The sequence below is a fragment of the Saccharothrix coeruleofusca genome, assembly GCF_017876325.1.
Classification (GTDB): domain Bacteria; phylum Actinomycetota; class Actinomycetes; order Mycobacteriales; family Pseudonocardiaceae; genus Actinosynnema; species Actinosynnema coeruleofuscum.
This window is the reverse complement of the sequence record NZ_JAGINV010000001.1, coordinates 6,400,293-6,418,712: the sequence shown is the minus strand read 5'-3', so window position 1 is coordinate 6,418,712 and position 18,420 is coordinate 6,400,293. Positions and strand designations below refer to the sequence as shown.

Annotated in this window: 23 protein-coding genes; 18 read left to right on the top strand and 5 right to left on the bottom strand. The window is 71.3% G+C overall.

The window, feature by feature from the left end; all coding sequences use genetic code 11:
* Position 1: 1 nt before the first annotated feature.
* Positions 2 to 1,258, top strand: coding sequence for a phosphoribosylamine--glycine ligase (gene purD / locus JOF41_RS29415; protein WP_189226977.1), 1,257 nt, complete (start codon positions 2 to 4; stop codon positions 1,256 to 1,258).
* Positions 1,259 to 1,714: 456 nt separating this feature from the next.
* Here the strand turns inward: purD and JOF41_RS29410 are convergent, their stop codons facing one another.
* Together JOF41_RS29410 and JOF41_RS29405 are read right to left on the bottom strand one after the other, a co-directional pair.
* On the bottom strand, positions 1,715 to 2,956 hold the full coding sequence (locus JOF41_RS29410) for a hypothetical protein (protein ID WP_209623321.1): 1,242 nt from the start codon (positions 2,954 to 2,956) through the stop codon (positions 1,715 to 1,717).
* Positions 2,957 to 2,972: 16 nt separating this feature from the next.
* On the bottom strand, positions 2,973 to 3,218 hold the full coding sequence (locus JOF41_RS29405) for a hypothetical protein (protein WP_209623319.1): 246 nt from the start codon (positions 3,216 to 3,218) through the stop codon (positions 2,973 to 2,975).
* Between the two features lie 122 nt (positions 3,219 to 3,340).
* On the opposite strand from JOF41_RS29405, the gene JOF41_RS29400 reads away from it, so the two are divergent.
* From JOF41_RS29400 to JOF41_RS29350, 11 genes are all read left to right on the top strand, one after another.
* Entirely contained in the window at positions 3,341 to 4,192 is an 852-nt protein-coding gene (locus JOF41_RS29400) for a helix-turn-helix domain-containing protein (protein WP_209623317.1), read from the top strand.
* A complete protein-coding gene (locus JOF41_RS29395) occupies positions 4,189 to 4,395 on the top strand; it encodes a DUF397 domain-containing protein (protein ID WP_307867562.1) in 207 nt (68 codons plus the stop codon). Before JOF41_RS29400 ends, JOF41_RS29395 begins: the two co-directional genes overlap by 4 nt.
* 47 nt (positions 4,396 to 4,442) lie before the next feature.
* Positions 4,443 to 5,036: a DUF3558 domain-containing protein gene (locus JOF41_RS29390; RefSeq protein ID WP_209623315.1), complete on the top strand. Its 594-nt coding sequence runs from the start codon at positions 4,443 to 4,445 to the stop codon at positions 5,034 to 5,036.
* 66 nt (positions 5,037 to 5,102) lie between these two features.
* Positions 5,103 to 5,675 (top strand): DUF3558 domain-containing protein, encoded by a 573-nt coding sequence (locus tag JOF41_RS29385; RefSeq protein WP_209623313.1) that lies wholly within the window; start codon positions 5,103 to 5,105, stop codon positions 5,673 to 5,675.
* A gap of 358 nt (positions 5,676 to 6,033) precedes the next feature.
* Positions 6,034 to 6,483 (top strand): hypothetical protein, encoded by a 450-nt coding sequence (locus JOF41_RS29380; RefSeq protein ID WP_209623311.1) that lies wholly within the window; start codon positions 6,034 to 6,036, stop codon positions 6,481 to 6,483.
* Entirely contained in the window at positions 6,431 to 7,072 is a 642-nt protein-coding gene (locus JOF41_RS29375) for a DUF3558 domain-containing protein (protein WP_244989725.1), read from the top strand. Before JOF41_RS29380 ends, JOF41_RS29375 begins: the two co-directional genes overlap by 53 nt.
* Before the next feature lie 10 nt (positions 7,073 to 7,082).
* Positions 7,083 to 8,378 carry a PPE domain-containing protein gene (locus tag JOF41_RS29370; protein WP_189226986.1) on the top strand — a complete coding sequence of 432 codons (1,296 nt, stop codon included), beginning with the start codon at positions 7,083 to 7,085 and terminating at the stop codon, positions 8,376 to 8,378.
* A complete protein-coding gene (locus JOF41_RS29365) occupies positions 8,375 to 9,136 on the top strand; it encodes an ESX secretion-associated protein EspG (protein ID WP_209623307.1) in 762 nt (253 codons plus the stop codon). The genes JOF41_RS29370 and JOF41_RS29365 overlap by 4 nt, the downstream gene beginning before the upstream one ends.
* Before the next feature lie 75 nt (positions 9,137 to 9,211).
* A complete protein-coding gene (locus JOF41_RS29360) occupies positions 9,212 to 9,742 on the top strand; it encodes an ESX secretion-associated protein EspG (RefSeq protein ID WP_209623305.1) in 531 nt (176 codons plus the stop codon).
* A gap of 26 nt (positions 9,743 to 9,768) precedes the next feature.
* Positions 9,769 to 10,938, top strand: coding sequence for a pyridoxal phosphate-dependent aminotransferase (locus JOF41_RS29355; protein WP_209623303.1), 1,170 nt, complete (start codon positions 9,769 to 9,771; stop codon positions 10,936 to 10,938).
* 6 nt (positions 10,939 to 10,944) lie between these two features.
* Positions 10,945 to 11,100, top strand: a complete 156-nt coding sequence (locus tag JOF41_RS29350) for a hypothetical protein (RefSeq protein ID WP_189226990.1) — start codon at positions 10,945 to 10,947, stop codon at positions 11,098 to 11,100.
* Here JOF41_RS29350 and JOF41_RS29345 read toward each other — a convergent pair.
* Together JOF41_RS29345 and JOF41_RS29340 are read right to left on the bottom strand one after the other, a co-directional pair.
* On the bottom strand, positions 11,097 to 11,702 hold the full coding sequence (locus tag JOF41_RS29345; RefSeq protein ID WP_189226991.1) for an HAD family hydrolase: 606 nt from the start codon (positions 11,700 to 11,702) through the stop codon (positions 11,097 to 11,099). The two genes, JOF41_RS29350 and JOF41_RS29345, sit on opposite strands and share 4 nt — an antisense overlap.
* Positions 11,703 to 11,714: 12 nt before the next feature.
* On the bottom strand, positions 11,715 to 12,734 hold the full coding sequence (locus tag JOF41_RS29340; RefSeq protein WP_189226992.1) for a threonine aldolase family protein: 1,020 nt from the start codon (positions 12,732 to 12,734) through the stop codon (positions 11,715 to 11,717).
* A gap of 152 nt (positions 12,735 to 12,886) precedes the next feature.
* Between JOF41_RS29340 and JOF41_RS29335 the strand changes: the two genes are divergently transcribed.
* From JOF41_RS29335 to purB, 6 genes are read left to right on the top strand one after another with little or no spacing between them, the layout of a single operon-like run.
* A complete protein-coding gene (locus JOF41_RS29335) occupies positions 12,887 to 13,405 on the top strand; it encodes a SigE family RNA polymerase sigma factor (protein WP_209623301.1) in 519 nt (172 codons plus the stop codon).
* A 17-nt stretch (positions 13,406 to 13,422) separates the two neighbouring features.
* A complete protein-coding gene (locus JOF41_RS29330; protein ID WP_189226994.1) occupies positions 13,423 to 14,187 on the top strand; it encodes a hypothetical protein in 765 nt (254 codons plus the stop codon).
* Between the two features lie 23 nt (positions 14,188 to 14,210).
* A complete protein-coding gene (locus JOF41_RS29325; RefSeq protein ID WP_189226995.1) occupies positions 14,211 to 14,798 on the top strand; it encodes a TetR/AcrR family transcriptional regulator in 588 nt (195 codons plus the stop codon).
* Between the two features lie 44 nt (positions 14,799 to 14,842).
* A complete protein-coding gene (locus JOF41_RS29320) occupies positions 14,843 to 15,373 on the top strand; it encodes an RNA polymerase sigma factor (protein WP_189226996.1) in 531 nt (176 codons plus the stop codon).
* The gene (locus tag JOF41_RS29315) at positions 15,370 to 16,167 is read left to right on the top strand and encodes a hypothetical protein (protein ID WP_209623298.1); all 798 of its coding nucleotides are present in this window, start codon (positions 15,370 to 15,372) and stop codon (positions 16,165 to 16,167) included. The genes JOF41_RS29320 and JOF41_RS29315 overlap by 4 nt, the downstream gene beginning before the upstream one ends.
* Positions 16,168 to 16,180: 13 nt before the next feature.
* Positions 16,181 to 17,611 (top strand): adenylosuccinate lyase, encoded by a 1,431-nt coding sequence (purB, locus tag JOF41_RS29310; RefSeq protein WP_189226998.1) that lies wholly within the window; start codon positions 16,181 to 16,183, stop codon positions 17,609 to 17,611.
* A 356-nt stretch (positions 17,612 to 17,967) separates the two neighbouring features.
* On the opposite strand, the gene JOF41_RS29305 is transcribed toward purB, so the two are convergent.
* Entirely contained in the window at positions 17,968 to 18,417 is a 450-nt protein-coding gene (locus tag JOF41_RS29305; protein WP_189226999.1) for a hypothetical protein, read from the bottom strand.
* Between the last annotated feature and the right edge of the window lie 3 nt (positions 18,418 to 18,420).

The following is an 18,420-nucleotide window of genomic DNA, read 5'->3' as shown; positions in this document are numbered from 1 at the left end:
CGTGCGCGTCCTGGTCATCGGGTCCGGAGCCCGTGAACATGCCCTAGTCCTCGCGTTGTCCCGCGACCCCTCCGTGGTCGCGCTGGCGTGCGCCCCCGGCAACGCGGGCATCGCCGGCGTCGCGGAGACCTACGGTGTCAACGTCGACGACGCGGGCGCCGTCGCCGCGCTGGCCAAGGAGTGGAACGCCGACCTGGTCGTGATCGGGCCGGAGCAGCCGCTGGTGGTGGGCGCGGCGGACGCCGTCCGCGCCCTCGGCATCCCCTGCTTCGGCCCCTCGGCGGCGGCCGCCCGCATCGAGGGCTCCAAGGCGTTCGCCAAGGACGTCATGGCCGCCGCGCAGGTGCCCACCGCCACCTCCGAGGTCGTGGACAACCCGGCCCGCCTGGACTCGGCGCTGGGCCGCTTCGGCCCCACCTGGGTGGTCAAGGACGACGGCCTCGCCGCGGGCAAGGGCGTCGTGGTCACCGCCGACCGCGCGGTGGCCCGCGCCCACGCCATGACCCTGCTCGACGGCGGCCACCCGGTGCTGCTGGAGAGCTTCCTCGACGGCCCCGAGGTGTCCCTGTTCTGCCTGGTCGACGGGGCGACCGTGGTGCCGCTGCTGCCCGCCCAGGACTTCAAGCGCGTCGGCGACGGCGACGCGGGCCCCAACACCGGCGGCATGGGCGCCTACTCCCCGCTGCCCTGGGCCCCCGAAGGGCTCGTGGACGACATCGTCACCCGCTGCGTGCAGCCCGTGGTCGACGAGCTGGCGCGCCGCGGCACCCCGTTCACCGGCCTGCTCTACGCGGGGCTCGCGCTGACCTCGTCCGGCCCGCAGGTGATCGAGTTCAACTGCCGGTTCGGCGACCCGGAGACCCAGGCCGTGCTGGCGCTGCTGCGCAGCCCGCTGGGCAAGCTGTTCCACGCCGCCGCCACCGGTTCCCTGGCCTCGTTCGGGCCGCTGGAGTGGGCCGACGGCTACGCGGTGACCGTGGTCGTCGCCGCCGAGGGTTACCCCGGCCGCCCCCGCACCGGCGACGTCGTGGCGGGCTCCGAGGCGGAGGGCGTGCTGCACGCGGGCACCCGGCGGCGCGAGGACGGCGCGGTGGTCTCCACCGGCGGGCGCGTCCTGTCCGTGGTCGGCACCGGGGAAACCCTGGCCGCCGCGCGCGACGACGCCTACGAGCGGGTGGCGCGGGTCCACCTGACTGGCTCCCACCACCGCACCGACATCGCCCTCCGCGCCGTCAACCACGGCATCCTCCTCCCCTGACCCCGCGAGTCGAACGCTCAGGTACCGCGAGTCGAACGCTCAGGACCCTTGAGTTCGTCACTCAGGACCTCTGAGCCCGTCGTTGAGGGTGGGTCAAGGGCGTGCGCTCGCCGCGCGGCAGGTCGCCAAGGACGGCGCTCGCGGGCACCTCGCTGCGCGCGCTCCGCGCGCCCCTCTGGTGCGTCGGCAAGTACTACCGGACGGGTGTGTGGGGGCCGGTAACTACTACCCGGCGCGTGGGAAGCGCGGTCCGGAGCGCAAAAGTGCGGGTGGGGTGTCCGAACGCTCGGTTCGTGGTGTCCGGGCGCGCGACTTGCGGGGCGACAGGCCCACAGGTGGGTGATGCCGGGGGCGATATGCCCGACACGCCCATAGGTGGGTGATGCCGGGGGCGGGCGTGGTGGTTCTGAGCGTTGAATTCGGGGGTCCTGAGCGTTCGACTCGCGCGGGCGGGGGTTAGAAGGCGCGGCGGACGTGGTCGGCGAGGGTTGTGGCGGTGGGGGCGAACTCGCGGGCGAAGCTGTCCGGGTCCGCGCCCGCCCAAGGCTCGTTGGGCATCATGCTGACCTCAGTGCGGCCCACCAGGAACACGTAGTTGAGGTAGCCGATCGACCGCACGCACGGCTTGCCGTCGCCGATTTCCTTGTCGACCGGAACCGGCTCCCCGAGGATCGCGCCCGCCGGGTTCTGCGGATCGCAGCCCCAGGCGTGGGCGTCGCGGGCCTGCTGTTCGGTGCGGAAGGTCTCGAACTTCACCCGGAGGGTCCGTGACTGGTCGCTGTTCCCGTACTGGTCGGTGGAACCGCGACCGCACTCCTGCTCCACGGCCTGGAGCGTGCCCAGGCCGGGGTAGTCCCGGCTGGCCTCGTGCGCCCGCGTCTCAGTGGTCTCGACCAATCCCGAGTCCTGCTTGCCGGTCAGCTCGGTGAACAACTCCGCGGTGAGCACGTCGCAGGCGAACGGGACGCCCTCGTAGCGGCCGGTGAACGCGTAGGAGCTGTGGGAGTCCGGCCCCTTGGCCAGCTTCGCGGCGGCCAGGTCGACCAGGTTGGCGAACACCTGGTGCGCGGGCACGCCGTTGACGTCGCTGGTGATCCGGCCCATGTCCAGCCTGGCGAAGAAGTTCGAGTCCTCGTTGCCGATCTCGGAGAAGAACTGGTCCCCCTCTCTCCGAGTCGACACCTTCAGACCGGAACTCACCCGCTCCTCGTCACCCCGGTGACGAACGCGCAGCTCGTTGAACGGCCGCTGCGCGATGTCGAGCACCACGTAGGCGTCGTCCGCGTCTTTGGCGTTGATCCAATAACCGCAGGTGGTCATCGGGTTGAGCTCGCTGACCTTGCTGACGGTGGCGGGAACGGTCGTCGGCAGGTAGGTCAGCTCGCGGTAGTTGATGGTGTCCTCCGGGAACCCCACCCGGGCGAGGCCGGTGCGGGGGAGCACCGCGCAGGCGTCGAAGGCCGGTGTCGACCCGTAGTTGAGCGGTCCGCTCTCGATCTTCTGGACCAGCACGTTCTTCGCAGGGGGAGCGGTGTCCTCCGGCGTCGTGGCCTTCACGGCCCGACCGCTGATGTCGGACCGGGTGAGCGCGGCAGCGGTGACCGCGACTGCCGCGACCAGCACGGTCGACAGGACGATGGCGACCTTCCCCGTCTTCTTCCTGCGGACCGGGCGTGGCTGCTGGTACTGCGTGTTCATCGAATCCCTACTGCGGTCAGGCGCTCGGTGCCGCCGGGTGCGTCCACGACGGCTCCGCATCCTCTTCGAAGACGGGCGCGTCCCGCAGGGCTTTGGCGCAAAGATCGCGGAATCGGGTTAGCGTGCTCTCGCTCATGCTGAGGCTGATCTCGAACGAGCCGAAGAACGTGACCTCCGCTCCGTTGCCGTCGGGCTCGGGCTTGATCTTGATTCGACTTTCATCGCCCAGTACTGCCCACATGCCGCCGTGGACCACGTCCATGCTTTGCCTCCTTTGGGTTGATTTGGAAGCTACTAAGTGGATATCCAGGAGCGCTATGCCACGATCGAGTGGTCATGATCGACGTGGTTACTGTGTCCCACAGGCCACCAAGGAGGATCACCGTGCCGTATCAGACGACGCGCAAGCGGCGCGTGGGATCCTTGCTGCGACAGTTCCGCGAGCGATCCGGACTCTCGGCCGAGGACGCCGCCCGCCGTATCCGCAAGGCGCAGTCGACGGTCAGCCGCGTGGAGGCTGGGCAGACCTTGCCGAGCATGGCTGAGATGGAAGTTCTGCTGGCCTACTACAACGCCTCCGACGCGGAACGCGAGCAGGCGTTGCAAAAGTGGGAGGACGCCAAGCAGGACAGCACCCGGCTGCCGATGGCGGGTGCTGTGCCGAAAAAGTTTCAGGCGTACCTGAGGATGGAGACGGAGGCCGCCGCGATCGACCTGATCACCACGACGCTGGTCCCCGGCCTGCTCCAAACGCCCGAATACGCGCTCGCGATCACCGAGAACGGTGCCGCGATCGGCGGCGTCGTCGAACCCGCCAAGTTCGTCGCGTCCCGGCTGGAGCGGCAGAAGCGGGTCACCGCGCCGGACCCGCTGGTGGTGCACGCCGTGCTGGACGAGGCGGTCGTGCGTCGGGTGGTCGGCGGGGCGGGGGTGATGGTCGAGCAGATCAGCCACCTGCTCGCGCTGATGGAACGGGACAACATCACGATCCAGGTGCTGCCGTTCGGCGCGGGCGAGTACCCGACCATAGCCGGGGCGATCAGCATTCTTCACTTCGCCGACCCCTTGGACGCGCCCTTTGTCGGTCTGGAATACGTGGGCGGCGACTCCATAGTTGATGACCCGAGTGATGTCAGAAGGCTCCAATCGGCGTTCGCTGAAACTGCGCGGCAAGCGTTGTCGCCGAACGCGACGGTGAATTTGTTGTGTGCTGTCCGACGAGAGCTGGGAGAGTGAGGAACGACATGTTCACCGAGTGGCGGAAGAGCAGCCGCAGCGGCGGGGCGAACCAGTGCGTCGAGTGCTCGGCCGCACCGGGAACCTGGGGAGTTCGGGACAGCAAGGTGCCGGGTGGTCCGGTGGTGATCGTGACGTCCGGCGCGTTCGCGCGGATGGTCGACGCGGTGAAGCACGGCCGCCTCGATGCTCCGGAGAGGTGACTGGCACCTTCGAAGAGTGAGAGTAACCACTGCTTTAGGAGCTGTGAGTGCGTTTGATCAGTGCGACGGTCCTGATGATCGTCGTGGTGAACGTATTGGGCGGTTGCGCGATCGGTGAGGACGGCACGCCGCGGCCTGTCACGTCGAGCGCAGGCATGAGTGGTTCCACCGAGTCGGTGACAAGAGCTCCCCGCCCGGAGGAACTCAAGGTCGAGGGTGTGGACCCATGTGCCACGCTGACTTCCGCGCAGCAGTCCGAACTCAAGATCGACGAAGCGCTGAGCCAGCCTCTTGATGTGCTGAACAACGGTAAGCCGGCGCCGACCTGTCGGTACCATTCCAATGGCAGGACGCTTTTCAGCTACAACATCTCGCTCGTGTCCGGCGAAGGCGTCGATTATTGGGAAGGTTCCAGCAACCTGGAAGTACGATCTGAATCCGTTAGTGGCTTCAGTGCTTACCGGTACAAGTTGAGCGGGACCTTCCAGGCGTACTGCTCATACGCTGTCGACGTGGCGGATGATCAGCAATTGGTCGTCCAGTTCCTGCCGATCGGTGAAGGCTTCAGTCAGGATCGGATGTGCCAGAACTCGGCCAGGGGTGCGGAGTTGGCGCTCGCGACATTGCAGACCTTGAAGTGAGGATCATGGCGCAATTGATAGGAGTGGTTGGTGCGGGTCGCTAAAGCCTCGTCCGCAGTCTGCATAATGGCCGTCGTCTTGATGGGCTGTTCGTCCCAGGAGTCGGGGCGGCCGACTCCGGAGCGGTCCGCGAGTGGATCGCAGAGTGATGTGCCGACGACCGGGGTTGGTTCGGATGCCCCTGTGCGTCCGGGCGACGTCGAGATCGATGACGTCGATCCTTGTGCGCTGCTGACCGCAGAGCAGCAAGCGGAGTTGAAGACCGTCAAGGTTCAGAACAACCCCTCGGAAGTCGTCAAGGGCATTACCTCGCCGTCCTGCTCATACCGGACGGCGTCCGGCGTCGAGCCCTCCTACTCGTACCGCGTCACGCTGATTTCCGGTGAAGGAGTCGACTACTGGAAAGCGCCGGGAAACCTGGATGTCTCGCCGAAGGAGGTCTCCGGTTTTCCCGCCCTTGAGGTCAGGTTGGCCGGGGTGTCCACTGCGGAGTGCTCGATGGCGGTCGATGTGGCGGATTCCCGGCAGTTGTTCGTTCAATTCCTTCCGATCAGCAGGAATTTCACCCGGGGCCAGTTGTGTCGGAACGCCGTCAGGGGAGCGGAGTTGTCACTCGCGACATTGCGGGCCTTGAAGTGAGAGATCGGTAATGAAGGTTGCCGGTTCGACGGCACACGCGGCACTGGTTGACCGACTGTCCGCCGGTGTGGGTGAGGCGTTGCGCGTCGGGCTGAGGATGCTTGGCGTCGAGCGGCAGGGTGCGACGGCCTGGAACCGGGATGGGTGATGGCCGTGTCCACTGTTCGGGTGTGGACGTGGACGCGACCGTGTCGGCGTACGAGGAGCAGGTGGTCCCGATGGCCGCCGACTACGACGTCTGGGCTTGACGGAACCGCAGAGGGGCGATCTTCGTCCAACCACAGACCTGGTTCACGTGGTCGTTGGTAGCCTGCGAACCGGGATCGAGCTGTTACCGACCGTACGGGGGTAGGACGTCGTGGCAGAGGAGAACGGCCTGCTAGGAGCCGTCGCCGCCGCCGGTGGAGCCATCGGACGAGCGGTCGGCGAGGTGTTCGCGGCGGAGAAGCGCCTCGCTGAGGCGACGTCCGCAGGTCCCGGAGGCGGGCAGAAGTTCGAGGTCTCCAGGGACACCGTTCTGCAGGCGGCCAAGATCATCCAAGATCAGGCGGGCATTCTCAGCAAGAAGTTGAACAGGGCTGGCCGGCACCTCCACGTGGAGCTGTCCCCTGGTGCCGACGACGTCAACCAGGAAATCGCCGCTGCTTGGAATTCCCGGTTGATCGGGGGCGAACACACCTACACCGGGCGCATCGAGCAGTACATCACCAGTCTGGACAACCTCTGCAACCAGCTGCGTGAAGTGGCCAAGCAATATGGGTTCACCGAAGAAGAGATCACCGCGTCGCTCGGAGCCAAGGGTGCGTAAGACAATCAGTCGTTCTCTGGGCTTGGTGGCGCTGGTGGGAGCCTTGTCCCTGGCGTGCACCAGTCAAGAACCGGGTAACCCCGGTCCTGCCGATACGGGGGCAGCACCTTCGAAGACGTCCTCGACAGCGCCAGTCGAGTCGACGCGACCGAAAGAGATCAAGCTTGACGGAATCGATCCGTGCAAGGTTCTGACCACGGATCAGATGAAGCAGTTGTCGGTCGTCCAGGCCGACCGCAACGACAGTGACCTGGTCGACACCGGTGACGTCCCGGTGTGCGACTACTCCACGAACGGCTCTCCCCGCTTTTCGTACGGCGTGGGTTTGGTGACCGCCAAGGGCATCGAATATTGGCGCGGCAGCGGTAACGTCGACGTGCGCCGGACTGACGTGGGCGATTACAACGCCGTCGAACTGACGCTGTCCGGAACCGAGAACAGTTGCGCCGTGTCGGTCGACGTGGCCGAGGGACAGCAGCTCTACGTCGATTACCGGCCCATCGGGCAGAAGCCCTCGCAAGAGCAGATGTGCCAGAACGCGAAGAAGGCGGCTGAGTTCGCGCTCGTCACCTTGCCGACTTTGGCGTGAGGAAGAAGTGATGACCGGGTACCAGCAGATCAGCGATCACCGCTTCGAGGGTTACGACAACCAGGCTCTAGCGGCGCTCGTCCAGAAGTTCCAGCAGGGGGACGCCGCGCAGAGGTTCTCCGAGGCTTCGTTCGCCCTGCGTGAGCTGGCCGCCAGCCTCGCCGAAGCCGACGAGGTGCTGCGACAGGAGTTGGGCAAGCTCGGCATCGAGTGGCAGGGCGCGGCGGGTGAGAACGCCGGGAAGACGATCACCGCCCAGGCCGACTACGCGGGTGAGGCGGACGAGGCGGCGCGGCAGAACGCCAAGGCCACGTCCGAGCAGAGCGCCAACTACAGCCAGTCGCGCAACGCGATGCCGGAGCCGCAGAAGTTGCGCGGTGACACCGACACCAACTTCATCGACGACGTGGGCGGGTTCTTCGGGTACGAGACCGACCACGCCAAGGAGGTGAAGGAGACCCAGGCGGCGCGCGAGCAGACGATCCGCAACCTCAACCAGTACACCGAGGCCAGTCGGGACGCGCTCAACCAGTTCCAGGGCATGGAGAAGCCGCCGAACTTCGAGGTCACCACGGTGTCGAGCGTGCAGACGCCGGTGCCGTCGGTGCAGCAGCCGGGTATCGGGGTCGGCGGTGTGCCCGGTGGGGTCGGGGGCGGTGTGCCGGGGTCGCTGGCGGGCGGCACGGCGGGTGGCACGGTCGGGGGTTTCCCCGGTCTGCCGGGTGGTTTCCCCGGTGGGGGCACGGTTGGCGGGCCGCAGTTGCCGGGTGGCTCGACGACGGGGCTCGCGCCGCTGGGTGGTGGGGTGCAGTCCAACCCGTTCACCGGGCCGGGGCTGGCCAAGCCGCCGGGGTCGAACTTCGGGCTGGGTCTGGGGTTGGGCCTGGCGGCGGGCACTGGGCTGGGCTTGGCGGCCACGACGGCGCGTGGCGCGCGGGTGGTGCGCGGCGGCGGTGGTCTTCCGGGGGGCGGCGGTCCCGCGGGCGGCGGTCCGGCGGGCGGTTCCGCGGAGGGCAAGGGGGCCGGTGCCAAGCCGGGCAACGTGGTGGGCAAGCCCGGTGTGTCGGCCACGATCGGCGCGCTGGAGGGTGAGGAGCGGGCGGCGAACCGCGCCGCGCCGGTGAAGAGCGCCGCGGGCAAGATCGGGGCGTCTTCGATGTTGCAGCCCGCCGCTACCGCCAGGGGCGGTCAGGACGAGGAGGACGCGGAGCACATCCGCAAGTACGGCGTCGACTCCGACGACGTCTTCGGGGATGAGCGGATGGTCGTGCAGTCGGTCATCGGTGACGAGTCCGAGCGCAAGTGACCGTCGTCCTTTCCACGCTGGAGTTCGACGTCGCCTGGGAGGCTGAGCGGCTGACCAGGCGCAACGTCGCGCTCGACGTTCCCAGCCCCGGTGTCACGCACACCGAGCGCGCCCGGCTGGTGGACCAGGCCTGGGAGTCGTTGCAGGCGCGCGGGCTGGCCGCGAGGCGGCGGCTCGACCCGGAGTTGGCCGACGCGTTCGCGCTGCTGGCCAACCCGCAGGTCTCGGTGGACATCTGGATCTGGGTGGACCGCCGCAAGATCAAGGGGCTGGCGGCGGCGTCCGGGGAGGACGCGGTGCTCGGGGTGGTCGACGGCGACGAGGTGTGGCTGATCGAGGCCCGTGCGAGCGCGTTGGCCGAGGCGGCGGTGTCGGTGGCGGGGGAGGTGCCCGCTGGCTACGGGCGGTCCATCAGCCTGCCCAACGACTTGCTGCGGGCCGCCGCCGACGAGGCGGGGCGCAACGCGGACAAGCTGGTCCTGGCGCTGGAGCGGCGTGGGTTGCCGCTGCACGAGGCGCAGGAGCTGGCGGCGATGTGCGACGGGATGGGCACGCGCGGCCAGTTCGGGGCCGAACGGGCTCGCGCGGGTGGGCCGCCTGCCCGTGCGGGGCGGGTGGTCGCCTGGCACGACACGCCTTCGGGGCGCTACCTGCACCAGGTTCGCCCGAGTTCGGACGGGCGGAGTTGGAGCACCATCACGCCGATCGACAACGCCCGCCTCGCGGGGTGCGTGTGGGAGCTGCTGGAGGAAGTCTGAGGGGAACCGGCGGGTGCGGTCGGGCGTCAACTGGGTGCCCGAGCAACACCCGCCGTCCCCGTGGAGTGACATCCGGTGACCACCGCGACTTTCCGCGCCGCCGCTTTCCGCGCCGTGTGGCAGCACCTCGACTTGGGGGCCATGCCGCTAGTCCTGCACGTCGAGGACGCTCCGGCGCCGTGGGACGAGCTGGTGCGGGGCGGTCTGGCGCGGGGCGGTGAGGTGGACCCGTGGCTGGTGGGGGCGTGCAAGCTGCTGGCCAACCCGCCGCGCTCGGCGGACCTGCGGCTGGGCATCGGCAGTTCGGCGGTGCGCGCGCTGGCCGCGTCGGCGGGGTCGGGGGTGGTGCTGGCGGTGTTGCGGGGTGACGCGGTCACGGTCCGCGAGCTGCCCCGCGCGGAGGTGCCCTCCGCACTGGTGGGGCTGTTGCCGCGAGAGGGCGACCGGGTGGGGGCGGCCGAGCTGCGCGGCCGGTTCGGCGCGGCGGTGCTGGACGCGAGCGGGCGCAGGCGTCGGGCGCGGGACGTGGTGGACTTCCACGGGCTGGTCGGCGCGGACGCGCTGCGGGCCCGCCTGGCGGCTCTGCTGGATGGGCTGTCCGGCTGACCCGTTCGGGTGTTTAGCCTGGTGTCATGGTTTCTGCTCGGGCGGACGTCCCGCCGTTCCACGTGATGGACGTGCTCTCCGCGGCGGCGGCGCGGCAGCGCTCGCACGGGGACGTGGTGTCGCTGGCCGCCGGTCAGCCGTCGAGCCGCGCGCCCCGGCTGGTGCTGGAGGCGGCCGAGCGCGCGTTGCGGGAGCAGCCGCTGGGCTACACCGAGCAGCTGGGCATCCCGGAGCTGCGGACCGCGCTGGCCGGGCACTACGAGCGGCAGTACGGGCTGGACGTCTCGCCCGAGGACGTGGTGGTGACCACGGGGTCGTCCGGCGCGTTCCTGCTGGCGTTCCTGGCGAGCTTCGACGCGGGCGACCGGGTGGCGCTGGCCCGGCCGGGCTACCCCGCCTACCGCAACATCCTGCGGGCGCTGGGCTGCGAGGTGGTCGAGCTGCCCTGCGGCCCGGACACCCGGTTCCAGCCCACGGTGGAGATGCTGGAGGAGGCGGGGCCGCTGGACGGCCTGGTGGTGGCCAGCCCGGCCAACCCGACCGGCACCGTGCTCGACCCCGGCGAGCTGGCCGCGCTCGCCGAGTGGTGCGCGGCCGGGGGAACCCGTCTGGTCAGCGACGAGATCTACCACGGCATCAGCTACGGCAGGCCGCTGGCGTGCGCCTGGGAGACCTCGCGCGAGGCGATCGTGGTCAACTCCTTCTCCAAGGCGTTCGCGATGACCGGGTGGCGGCTGGGCTGGATGCTGCTGCCGCCGGACCTTCGCCGCGCCGCCGACCGGCTGACCGGCAACTTCACCCTGTGCCCGCCCGCGCTGCCGCAGCACGCCGCGGTGGCCGCGTTCGAGCCGGAGTCCTACGCGGAGATGGCCGCGCTGGTCGACGGCTACCGGGTGAACCGGGAGGTGCTGCTCAAGGGCTTGGCCGAGCTCGGGATCGACCGGGTGGCCCCGGCGGACGGCGCGTTCTACGCCTACGCCGACGTCTCGCACCTCACCGGCGACTCGATGGCGTTCTGCCGCGCGCTGCTGGACGCCAAGGGCGTGGCGATCGTGCCGGGCGTCGACTTCGACCCGGTGCGCGGGCACGAGTTCGTGCGGCTGTCGTTCGCGGGCTCGCTGGCGGAGGTGGAGGAGGCGCTGCGACGGCTGGGCGAGTGGCTGCCGGGGGAACCGGCGGCCCGCGCCGGTCGTTGACCGGGCATGTTCCGGATCATCGCGGCGCTGCTGGTCGTCTGGTTGGCGCTGACCGTGCTGGGCGCCCTGGTCAAGGGCGTGTTCTGGCTGGTGGTCGTGGGCGGCGCGCTGTTCCTGGGCACCGCCGCCTACGGCGCGCTCAAGTCGCGGTCGAAGACCTAGCCGCCGAGCACGCTCAGCCGCACCAGCTCGTCGCGCGCCGGGGCGCTGCCGCGCCACAGCACGCCCGCCATGCCCGCCGCCACCGCGCCGTCGACGTTGACCTGCCGGTCGTCGAGGAACACGCAGTCCTCCGGTCGCGCGTCCAGCCGCCGCGCCAGCTCCCGCCAGATCCGCTCGTCCGGCTTGCCCACGCCCAGGTCGCCGGAGAACACCAGGTGCCGGAAGTGCCTGGTCCACGCCTGCCGCTCGGCCACCCGGCCGAACGACGAGGGCGCGTTGGACAGCAGCGCCAGCGGCACGCCCGCCTCGTCCAGCTCGGCCAGCAGCGCCAGCGTCGCGGGCTCGGGGTGCATCCACCCGGCCACGTCCACCTCGGTGAGCCGGGCCGCCAGCTCTTCGTCGACGGGCACCGCCGAGCCCGCGTCGGCGGCGACGACCCGCCAGTACTCCGCGTCGGGCAGGCCCAGGTCGTAGGAGTGCCGGTGCGCCCAGTAGGCGGGCGAGAGGGCTTCGGCGGTGACGCCGAGCAGACCGGCCAGGGTGGGCAGCGCCTCGGTGGGCTTGCTGATCACCTCGCCGTAGTCGAACACGATCCAGCGCACTGAGCAGCCCCTTCAGCTGGCCGACGAGATCCTGCGCAACGCCTCGGCGACGTCGTCCGCGCCCACGTCCCGGTGCGTCACGAACCGCACCTTGCCCGCCATCGACGAGGCGTGGACGCCCAGGTGGCGCAGGCCGGCCAGGGTGACCTCCAGGTCGGGCACCTCGGCCAGCACGATGTTGGTCTGCGGCTCCACCACCTCCCAGCCCAGCTCGACCAGCCCGGCGGCGAGCGCGCGGGCGTTGGCGTGGTCGGCGGCCAGGTCGTCGATCCGCTCCAGGCCGACCAGGCCCGCCGCGGCCAGCACGCCGCCCTGCCGGACGCCGCCGCCGAGCATCTTGCGCACCCGCCGGGCCTCCTCGACGAAGGTCTGCGTGCCCGCCACCACGGACCCGACCGGCGCGCCGAGGCCCTTGCTCAGGCACACCTGCACGGTGTCCACGCCCACGGTCAGCGCGGCGGGCGGCAGGCCCAGCGCCACGGCCGCGTTCCACAGCCGCGCCCCGTCCAGGTGCACCCGCAGCCCGGTCTCGCGCGCGGCGGAGACCAGCAGCGCGTGCTCGTCCGGCGGGGTCACCGTGCCGCCCGCCGCGTTGTGCGTGTTCTCCAGGCACAGCAGCCGCGAGGTCAGCGTGTAGTACGGGCCGGCGGTGCCCGCGATGGCGCGCACCGCGTCCGCCGAGACGCGGCCGGGACCGGCGTCCCACTCCAGCGGCCGGGGCATCCCGCCCGCCAGCCACGCGGCGGTGCCCAGCTCGGCGTCGAGCACGTGCGCGCCGCGCGGGGCCAGGAACTGGTCGCCCCGGCGCAGGTGCAGCACCAGGGCGATCAGGTTGCCCATGGAGCCCGACGGCACCCACAGCGCGGCGTCCACGCCGAGCAGCTCGGCGACCCGCTCCTCCAGCAGTCTCATGGTCGGGTCGTGGTCCAGCACGTCGTCGCCGACCTCGGCGGCCGACATGGCCAGACGCATCTTCTCGTCCGGCTGGGTCACGGTGTCCGAGCGGAAGTCAATGGGTGCCAGCTGGGTCACGAACGGATGACACCACACCGAGCGGCCCCTGGCCTACTCCGCGGTGCGGTACCACGATGGGGGTGACGCAAGTCTCGGTGTCCCGCCGTGCAACCGTGGGGCACCGCAGTCCCGTCCGGTAGGTGCAAGCACGACGAGCGGAGAGAGTCCGCGTGGACCAGCACGACGAGCAGGAGTTCGCGGAGTACTTCGCAGCTCGCCGGGAGGCCGTGCGCCGAACGGCGTTCCTGATGTGCGGTGACTGGCACCGGGCGGACGACCTCGCGCAGACCGCGTTCGTCGCGCTGCACCGCAAGTGGCGCAAGATCCGGGACAAGGGCGCCCTGGACGCCTACGTGCGCCGCAGCGTGGTGCGCGCGGTGATCGACGAGTCGCGGCGGCCGTGGCGGCGGGAGCGCTTCGTGGACCAGGTGCCCGACACCCCGGTCCCCGACGGCGAGGTCGGCGACGCGGTGGCCACGCGGCAGGCGCTGGTCGCGGGCTTGCGGCGGGTGCCGCCCCGGCAGCGGGCGGTGCTCGTGCTGAGGTTCCTGGAGGGCCTCGACGTGGCGGCCGCGGCGCAGGTGCTCGGCTGCTCGGAGGGGACCGTGAAGAGCCAGACCTCACGGGGTCTGGAGGCGCTGCGCGCCGCGCTGGGCGACGCGATCGACGACCTGCGACCCGCTTCGTGACCGGGAGGAGGAGGTAGGTGGACGAGCAGAAGCTCGCTGAGCTGTTCCGCGAGGCGGCCTCCGACGCGCCGCCCGCGTCCTTCGACGTGGCGGGCGTGCGGGGGGCGTCGCACCGGGCGACCGCCCGCCGGAGGGCGGCCGTCGCGCTGGGCTCCGGCCTGGCCGTGGTGGTGGGCCTGGGCGGTGTGGTGGCGGGCCTGGGCGGCGTGGCGCGGGAGGAGGGCGCGCGGCCCGCCGTGGCGGGTTCCGCTGACCGCCCGCCGTCCCCTACCCTCAGCCCGTTCGGAGCGCCTGTCGAGCCCCGGATCGACGACGGCGGGCGGGTGCCCGAGCTGAGCGGCGGAATGCCGCCCAAGAGCATCCCCGAGGACTCGTCTACGCAGGGGGACGAGCCGACGGGGAGTGCCAGCCCTCGGGCTGGCGGCACCCCTGGCGGGTGCGCAGAGGTGGACCGGGAACTCGCCGTCGCCCTCGCCGACGAGTTCCCGGTCGCCCAGGGGACGCAGCCGTCCCCGGCCGCCGCGACCTGCCCGGACGGGGCGCGCGGCGCGAGCTACCTGGTGCGCGACGGCAACGCCGTGGGCACGGTCTCGGTGATCGTGGTCCCGCCGGACGTGCTGGCCGCGGCGACGCTGGGATCGCCGCAGGCCCGCGAGTCGCGCAAGCCCGCGCGCGGCGGCGGCACCGTGCACGTGATCAGCGAACCCGCCACCGGCGCCACCACCCCGCCCTTCGCCGACCGGGTGGACGACGCCGCCACCGCGCTGGCCGGGGAGCTCTAGCCGCACCTAGTAATTTCTTCTCGGTGACAGCCGCTACCCCGAAGGGCGAGCGCCGACGGCAGGCGCTGGTGGAAGCCGCCGCGGACCTGCTGGCCGACGGCGGTTTCGACGCGCTGCGGCACCGCGCGGTGGCCGAGCGCGCGGGCCTGCCGCTGGCCTCCACCACCTACTACTTCGCCTCGCTGGACGAGCTGGTCACCGCCGCGCTGGAGCACCACGGCAACGCGGAGCTGGCCTACGGCAAGGCCCGGCTGGCCGAGCTGGACCAGGACGAGTGCGGCGGCGAGGCGTTCATCGACCTGGTGCTGGACCTGCTGCTGGGGCCGCCCGCGGGTGAGCGCGACGCCGAGGCGGTGCTGCTGCGCTACGAGCGCCTGGTGGCCACCGGCAGGCGCCCCTACCTGCGGCCGCTGATGCGCCGGATGGCGGGTGAGCTGCACGCCCTGCTGCTGGAGATCTTCGCCAAGGCGGGCCAGCCGGTCGACCTGGAGCGGGTGCGGGAGCTGATCGCCCTGGTCGACGGGGCGGTGGTGAACGCGCTGATCGAGGTCAGCCCGGACCCGCGCGGGGCGGCGCGGAAGATGCTCGGCAAGGCCATGCAACCCCGGTGACCCCCACCGCGTGAGAGGAGTGGGAGGGGCCGGAAGGGGCATGGATGCGCGAGGCGGACGAACAGGGGTTCCGCGACTTCGCCGTGCGGCAGGCCGGAGTGCTTCGGCGCACCGCCTACCTGTTCTGCGGTGACTGGCACACGGCCGAGGACCTGATGCAGGCCAGCCTGCTCAAGCTGTACCAGGCGTGGCACCGGGTCCACTGGCGGGAGAACGCGAACGCGTACGCCCGCAAGGTCCTGCTGCGCACGTGGCTGGACGAGAAGCGCAGACCGTGGCGGCGCGCGGAGCAGCGCGACGGCGAGCTGCCCGACGTCGCGGACGCCTCCGCCGACCCGGAGCTGGCGAGCAGGCAGCTGTGGGCGCGCGAGCTGGTGCGCGCGGCGCTGCTGGAGGTGCCGCCGAGGCAGCGGGCGGTGCTGGTGCTGCGCTACTTCGAGGACCTGCCGGTCAACGAGGTGGCGTTGGCGATGGGGTGCACGGAGGGCACGGTCAAGAGTCAGACGGCGCGCGGCCTGGTCGCGCTGCGCGCCGCGGTGGAGCGGTTGGAGGCGGGGACGGTGGTGGCGTCGTGAGCGAAGCGGAGTTGCGGGAGTGCCTGCGGGACGCGGTCGCCGACGAGCCGCCGCTGGACTTCGACCCGGACGCGCTGATCGAGCGGGGCGAGCACCTGCGCAAGCGCAGGCGGGCGCTGGTCGCGGTCGGCGTGGCCACCCTCGCGCTGACCGCCACCGTGCTGACGCTGCCCGGCGTCCTCGGCGGGCAGCGCTCGGCGCAGGTGGCGGGGCCGCCGCTGATCACCACGGCCGAGTCGGCCCCGTCCAGCGCGGTGGAGGTGCCCCAGGTCACGCCGACTGGTATCCCCGGTGACGCGGCCAAGACCGCGCGCGCCGAGGTGCTGTCCTCCCGCCTGCGGGTGACGTTCGCCAAGTTCTTCCCACGGACGAAGGTGGTGGAGATCGACGTCAAGGAGGTCGAGGAGCCCGCCGCCGGGCAGCGGGCGGCCATGCCCATGATGTTCGGCACGGTGGTGTTCATCGACGACTACGGTCGCGCCGAGCTGAACATCGCCATCAGCGAGCAGACCCCGATGCGCGACCCGGTCCAGTTCTGCGCGGACACGGCCTGCGAGAAGAGGCTGCCCCAGCAGGACGGCAGCACGGTGACCCTCGGCACGATCATCGACGAAGCCAGCGGGCGCATCACGGTCACGGCCGCGCACTTCCGCCGGGACGGCGTGCTCGTCCAGGTCAACGCCCACAACTTCGACCCGGCCCAGGGCACCGCCAAGGCGACCCGCCCCGGTCCCGCGGCGGACTACGACCAGCTGCTGCTGCTGGCCACCGACCGGGCGCTGACCACCTGGTGACTATCCTGACCCGGTGAGCAAGCCCCGCATCGCCAACGTCCTCGCAGGTCGCTACGCCTCCACCGAGCTGGTCACGCTGTGGTCGGCCGAGCACAAGATCGTGCTGGAGCGCCAGCTGTGGCTGGCGGTGCTGCGCGCGCAGGCCGAGCTGGGCGTGGACGTGCCCGAGGGGGCCGTCGCCGACTACGAGCGGGTGCTGGAGCGGGTCGACCTGGCCTCGATCGCCGAGCGCGAGCGGGTGACCCGGCACGACGTGAAGGCGCGCATCGAGGAGTTCAACGCGCTGGCCGGGCACGAGCACGTGCACAAGGGCATGACCTCGCGCGACCTGACCGAGAACGTGGAGCAGCTGCAGGTGCTGCGCTCGCTGGAGCACGTGCGCGGCAAGGCGGCGGCGGTGCTGGCGCGGCTGGCCAGGCTGGCCGCCGAGCACACCGACCTGGTGATGGCGGGCCGCTCGCACAACGTGGCCGCGCAGGCCACCACCCTGGGCAAGCGCTTCGCCACCGCGGCCGACGAGCTGCTGGTGGCGTTCCGCCGGGTCGACGAGCTGATCGCGCGCTACCCGCTGCGCGGCGTCAAGGGTCCGGTGGGCACCGCCCAGGACATGCTGGACCTGCTGGGCGGCGACCGGGCCAAGCTGGTCGAGCTGGAGCACCGCGTGGCCGGGCACCTCGGCTTCGAGAAGGTGCTCACCAGCGTCGGGCAGGTCTACCCCAGGTCGCTGGACTTCGACGTGCTCTCCGCCCTGGTGCAGCTGGCCGCCGCGCCGTCGTCGCTGGCCAGGACCATCCGGCTGATGGCCGGGCACGAGCTGGTCACCGAGGGCTTCCAGCCCGGCCAGGTGGGGTCCAGCGCCATGCCGCACAAGATGAACACCCGGTCCTGCGAGCGGGTCAACGGCTTCGCGGTGATCCTGCGCGGCTACCTGTCGATGGTCGGCGAGCTGGCGGGCGACCAGTGGAACGAGGGCGACGTGTCCTGCTCGGTGGTGCGCCGGGTCGCGCTGCCGGACGCGTTCTTCGCGCTGGACGGGCTGCTGGAGACGTTCCTGACGGTGCTGGACGAGTTCGGCGCCTACCCGGCCGTGGTGGCCCGCGAGCTGGACCGGTACCTGCCGTTCCTGGCCACCACGAAGGTGCTGATGGCGGCCGTGCGGGCCGGGGTGGGGCGGGAGACCGCGCACGAGGCGATCAAGGAGCACGCGGTGGCCGTGGCGCTGGCCATGCGCGAGCAGGGCCTGGCCGAGAACGACCTGCTGGACCGCCTGGCCGCCGACCCGCGCATCCCGCTGGACCGCGCCGCCCTGGACGCCCTCCTCGCCGACCGCCTGTCCTTCACCGGCGTCGCCGCCGACCAGGTCGCCGCCGTCATCGCCGAGGTCGAGGACCTCCTCACCCACCACCCCACCGCCGCCACCTACACCCCCGCCCCCATCCTCTGACCCCCACCACGCCCGCGTCCGGTGTCGCCCGGTTGCGGGCGTGTTGGGCGTGTCGCCCCCGCGAGTCGAACCTCCAGACACCACGAACTCAACATTCGCGCACCCAAGCCGCACTTCCGCGTCCCGCGCCGCGCTTCCGCCGCACCTCGGGTAGTAGCTAGCGGCCTTCGCGGCCCCGTCGGGTAGTACTTGCCGACGCACCAGGGGCGCGGAGCGGACCCGCCGTGAGCCGCCGTGAGTCGCCATCCTTGGCGACCTGCCGCGCGGCGAGCGCGCTTTTCAGCTCTCGACGACGAACTCAGAGGTCCTGAGTGACGAACTCAGGGGTTCTGAGCGTTCGACTCGCGGGGGTGGGGTCAGGCGCGGGCCCAGCGGAGGCGGCCGAGGCGGGACTCCTGGCACACCAGCGGCCGACCGGCCGGGTCGGTCGCGGTGTCCCCCTGCTGCTTGCACGGGAAGCCCTCGATGGCGACCTGCCCCCGCGTGGGCTGGGTCGACGGGGGCGGCGGCTCGACGGCGGTCGGCTGCGCGGGCGCGGGCTGGACGGGCGGCGGTTGGTTGGTCGCCGCCGGGGGCGGGGGCGCGGTGGTGCCCGCGACGGTGGGTGGTGGCGTGGTCGGAGCGGGTCGCACCGAGATGTTCTCCACCGGGGGAACGGGCGCGCTGACCGTCGTCGTGACGGTCGTGGTGCTGGGCGCGGGGGGCGGTGCGGGCGACGCCTCGGGGCCGCCGCACGCGGTGGCCAGGAGCAGCACGAGCAGCCCGCCGCTGGCGGCGGGGGTCCAGAGCGCCTTCCGTTCGACCACGGG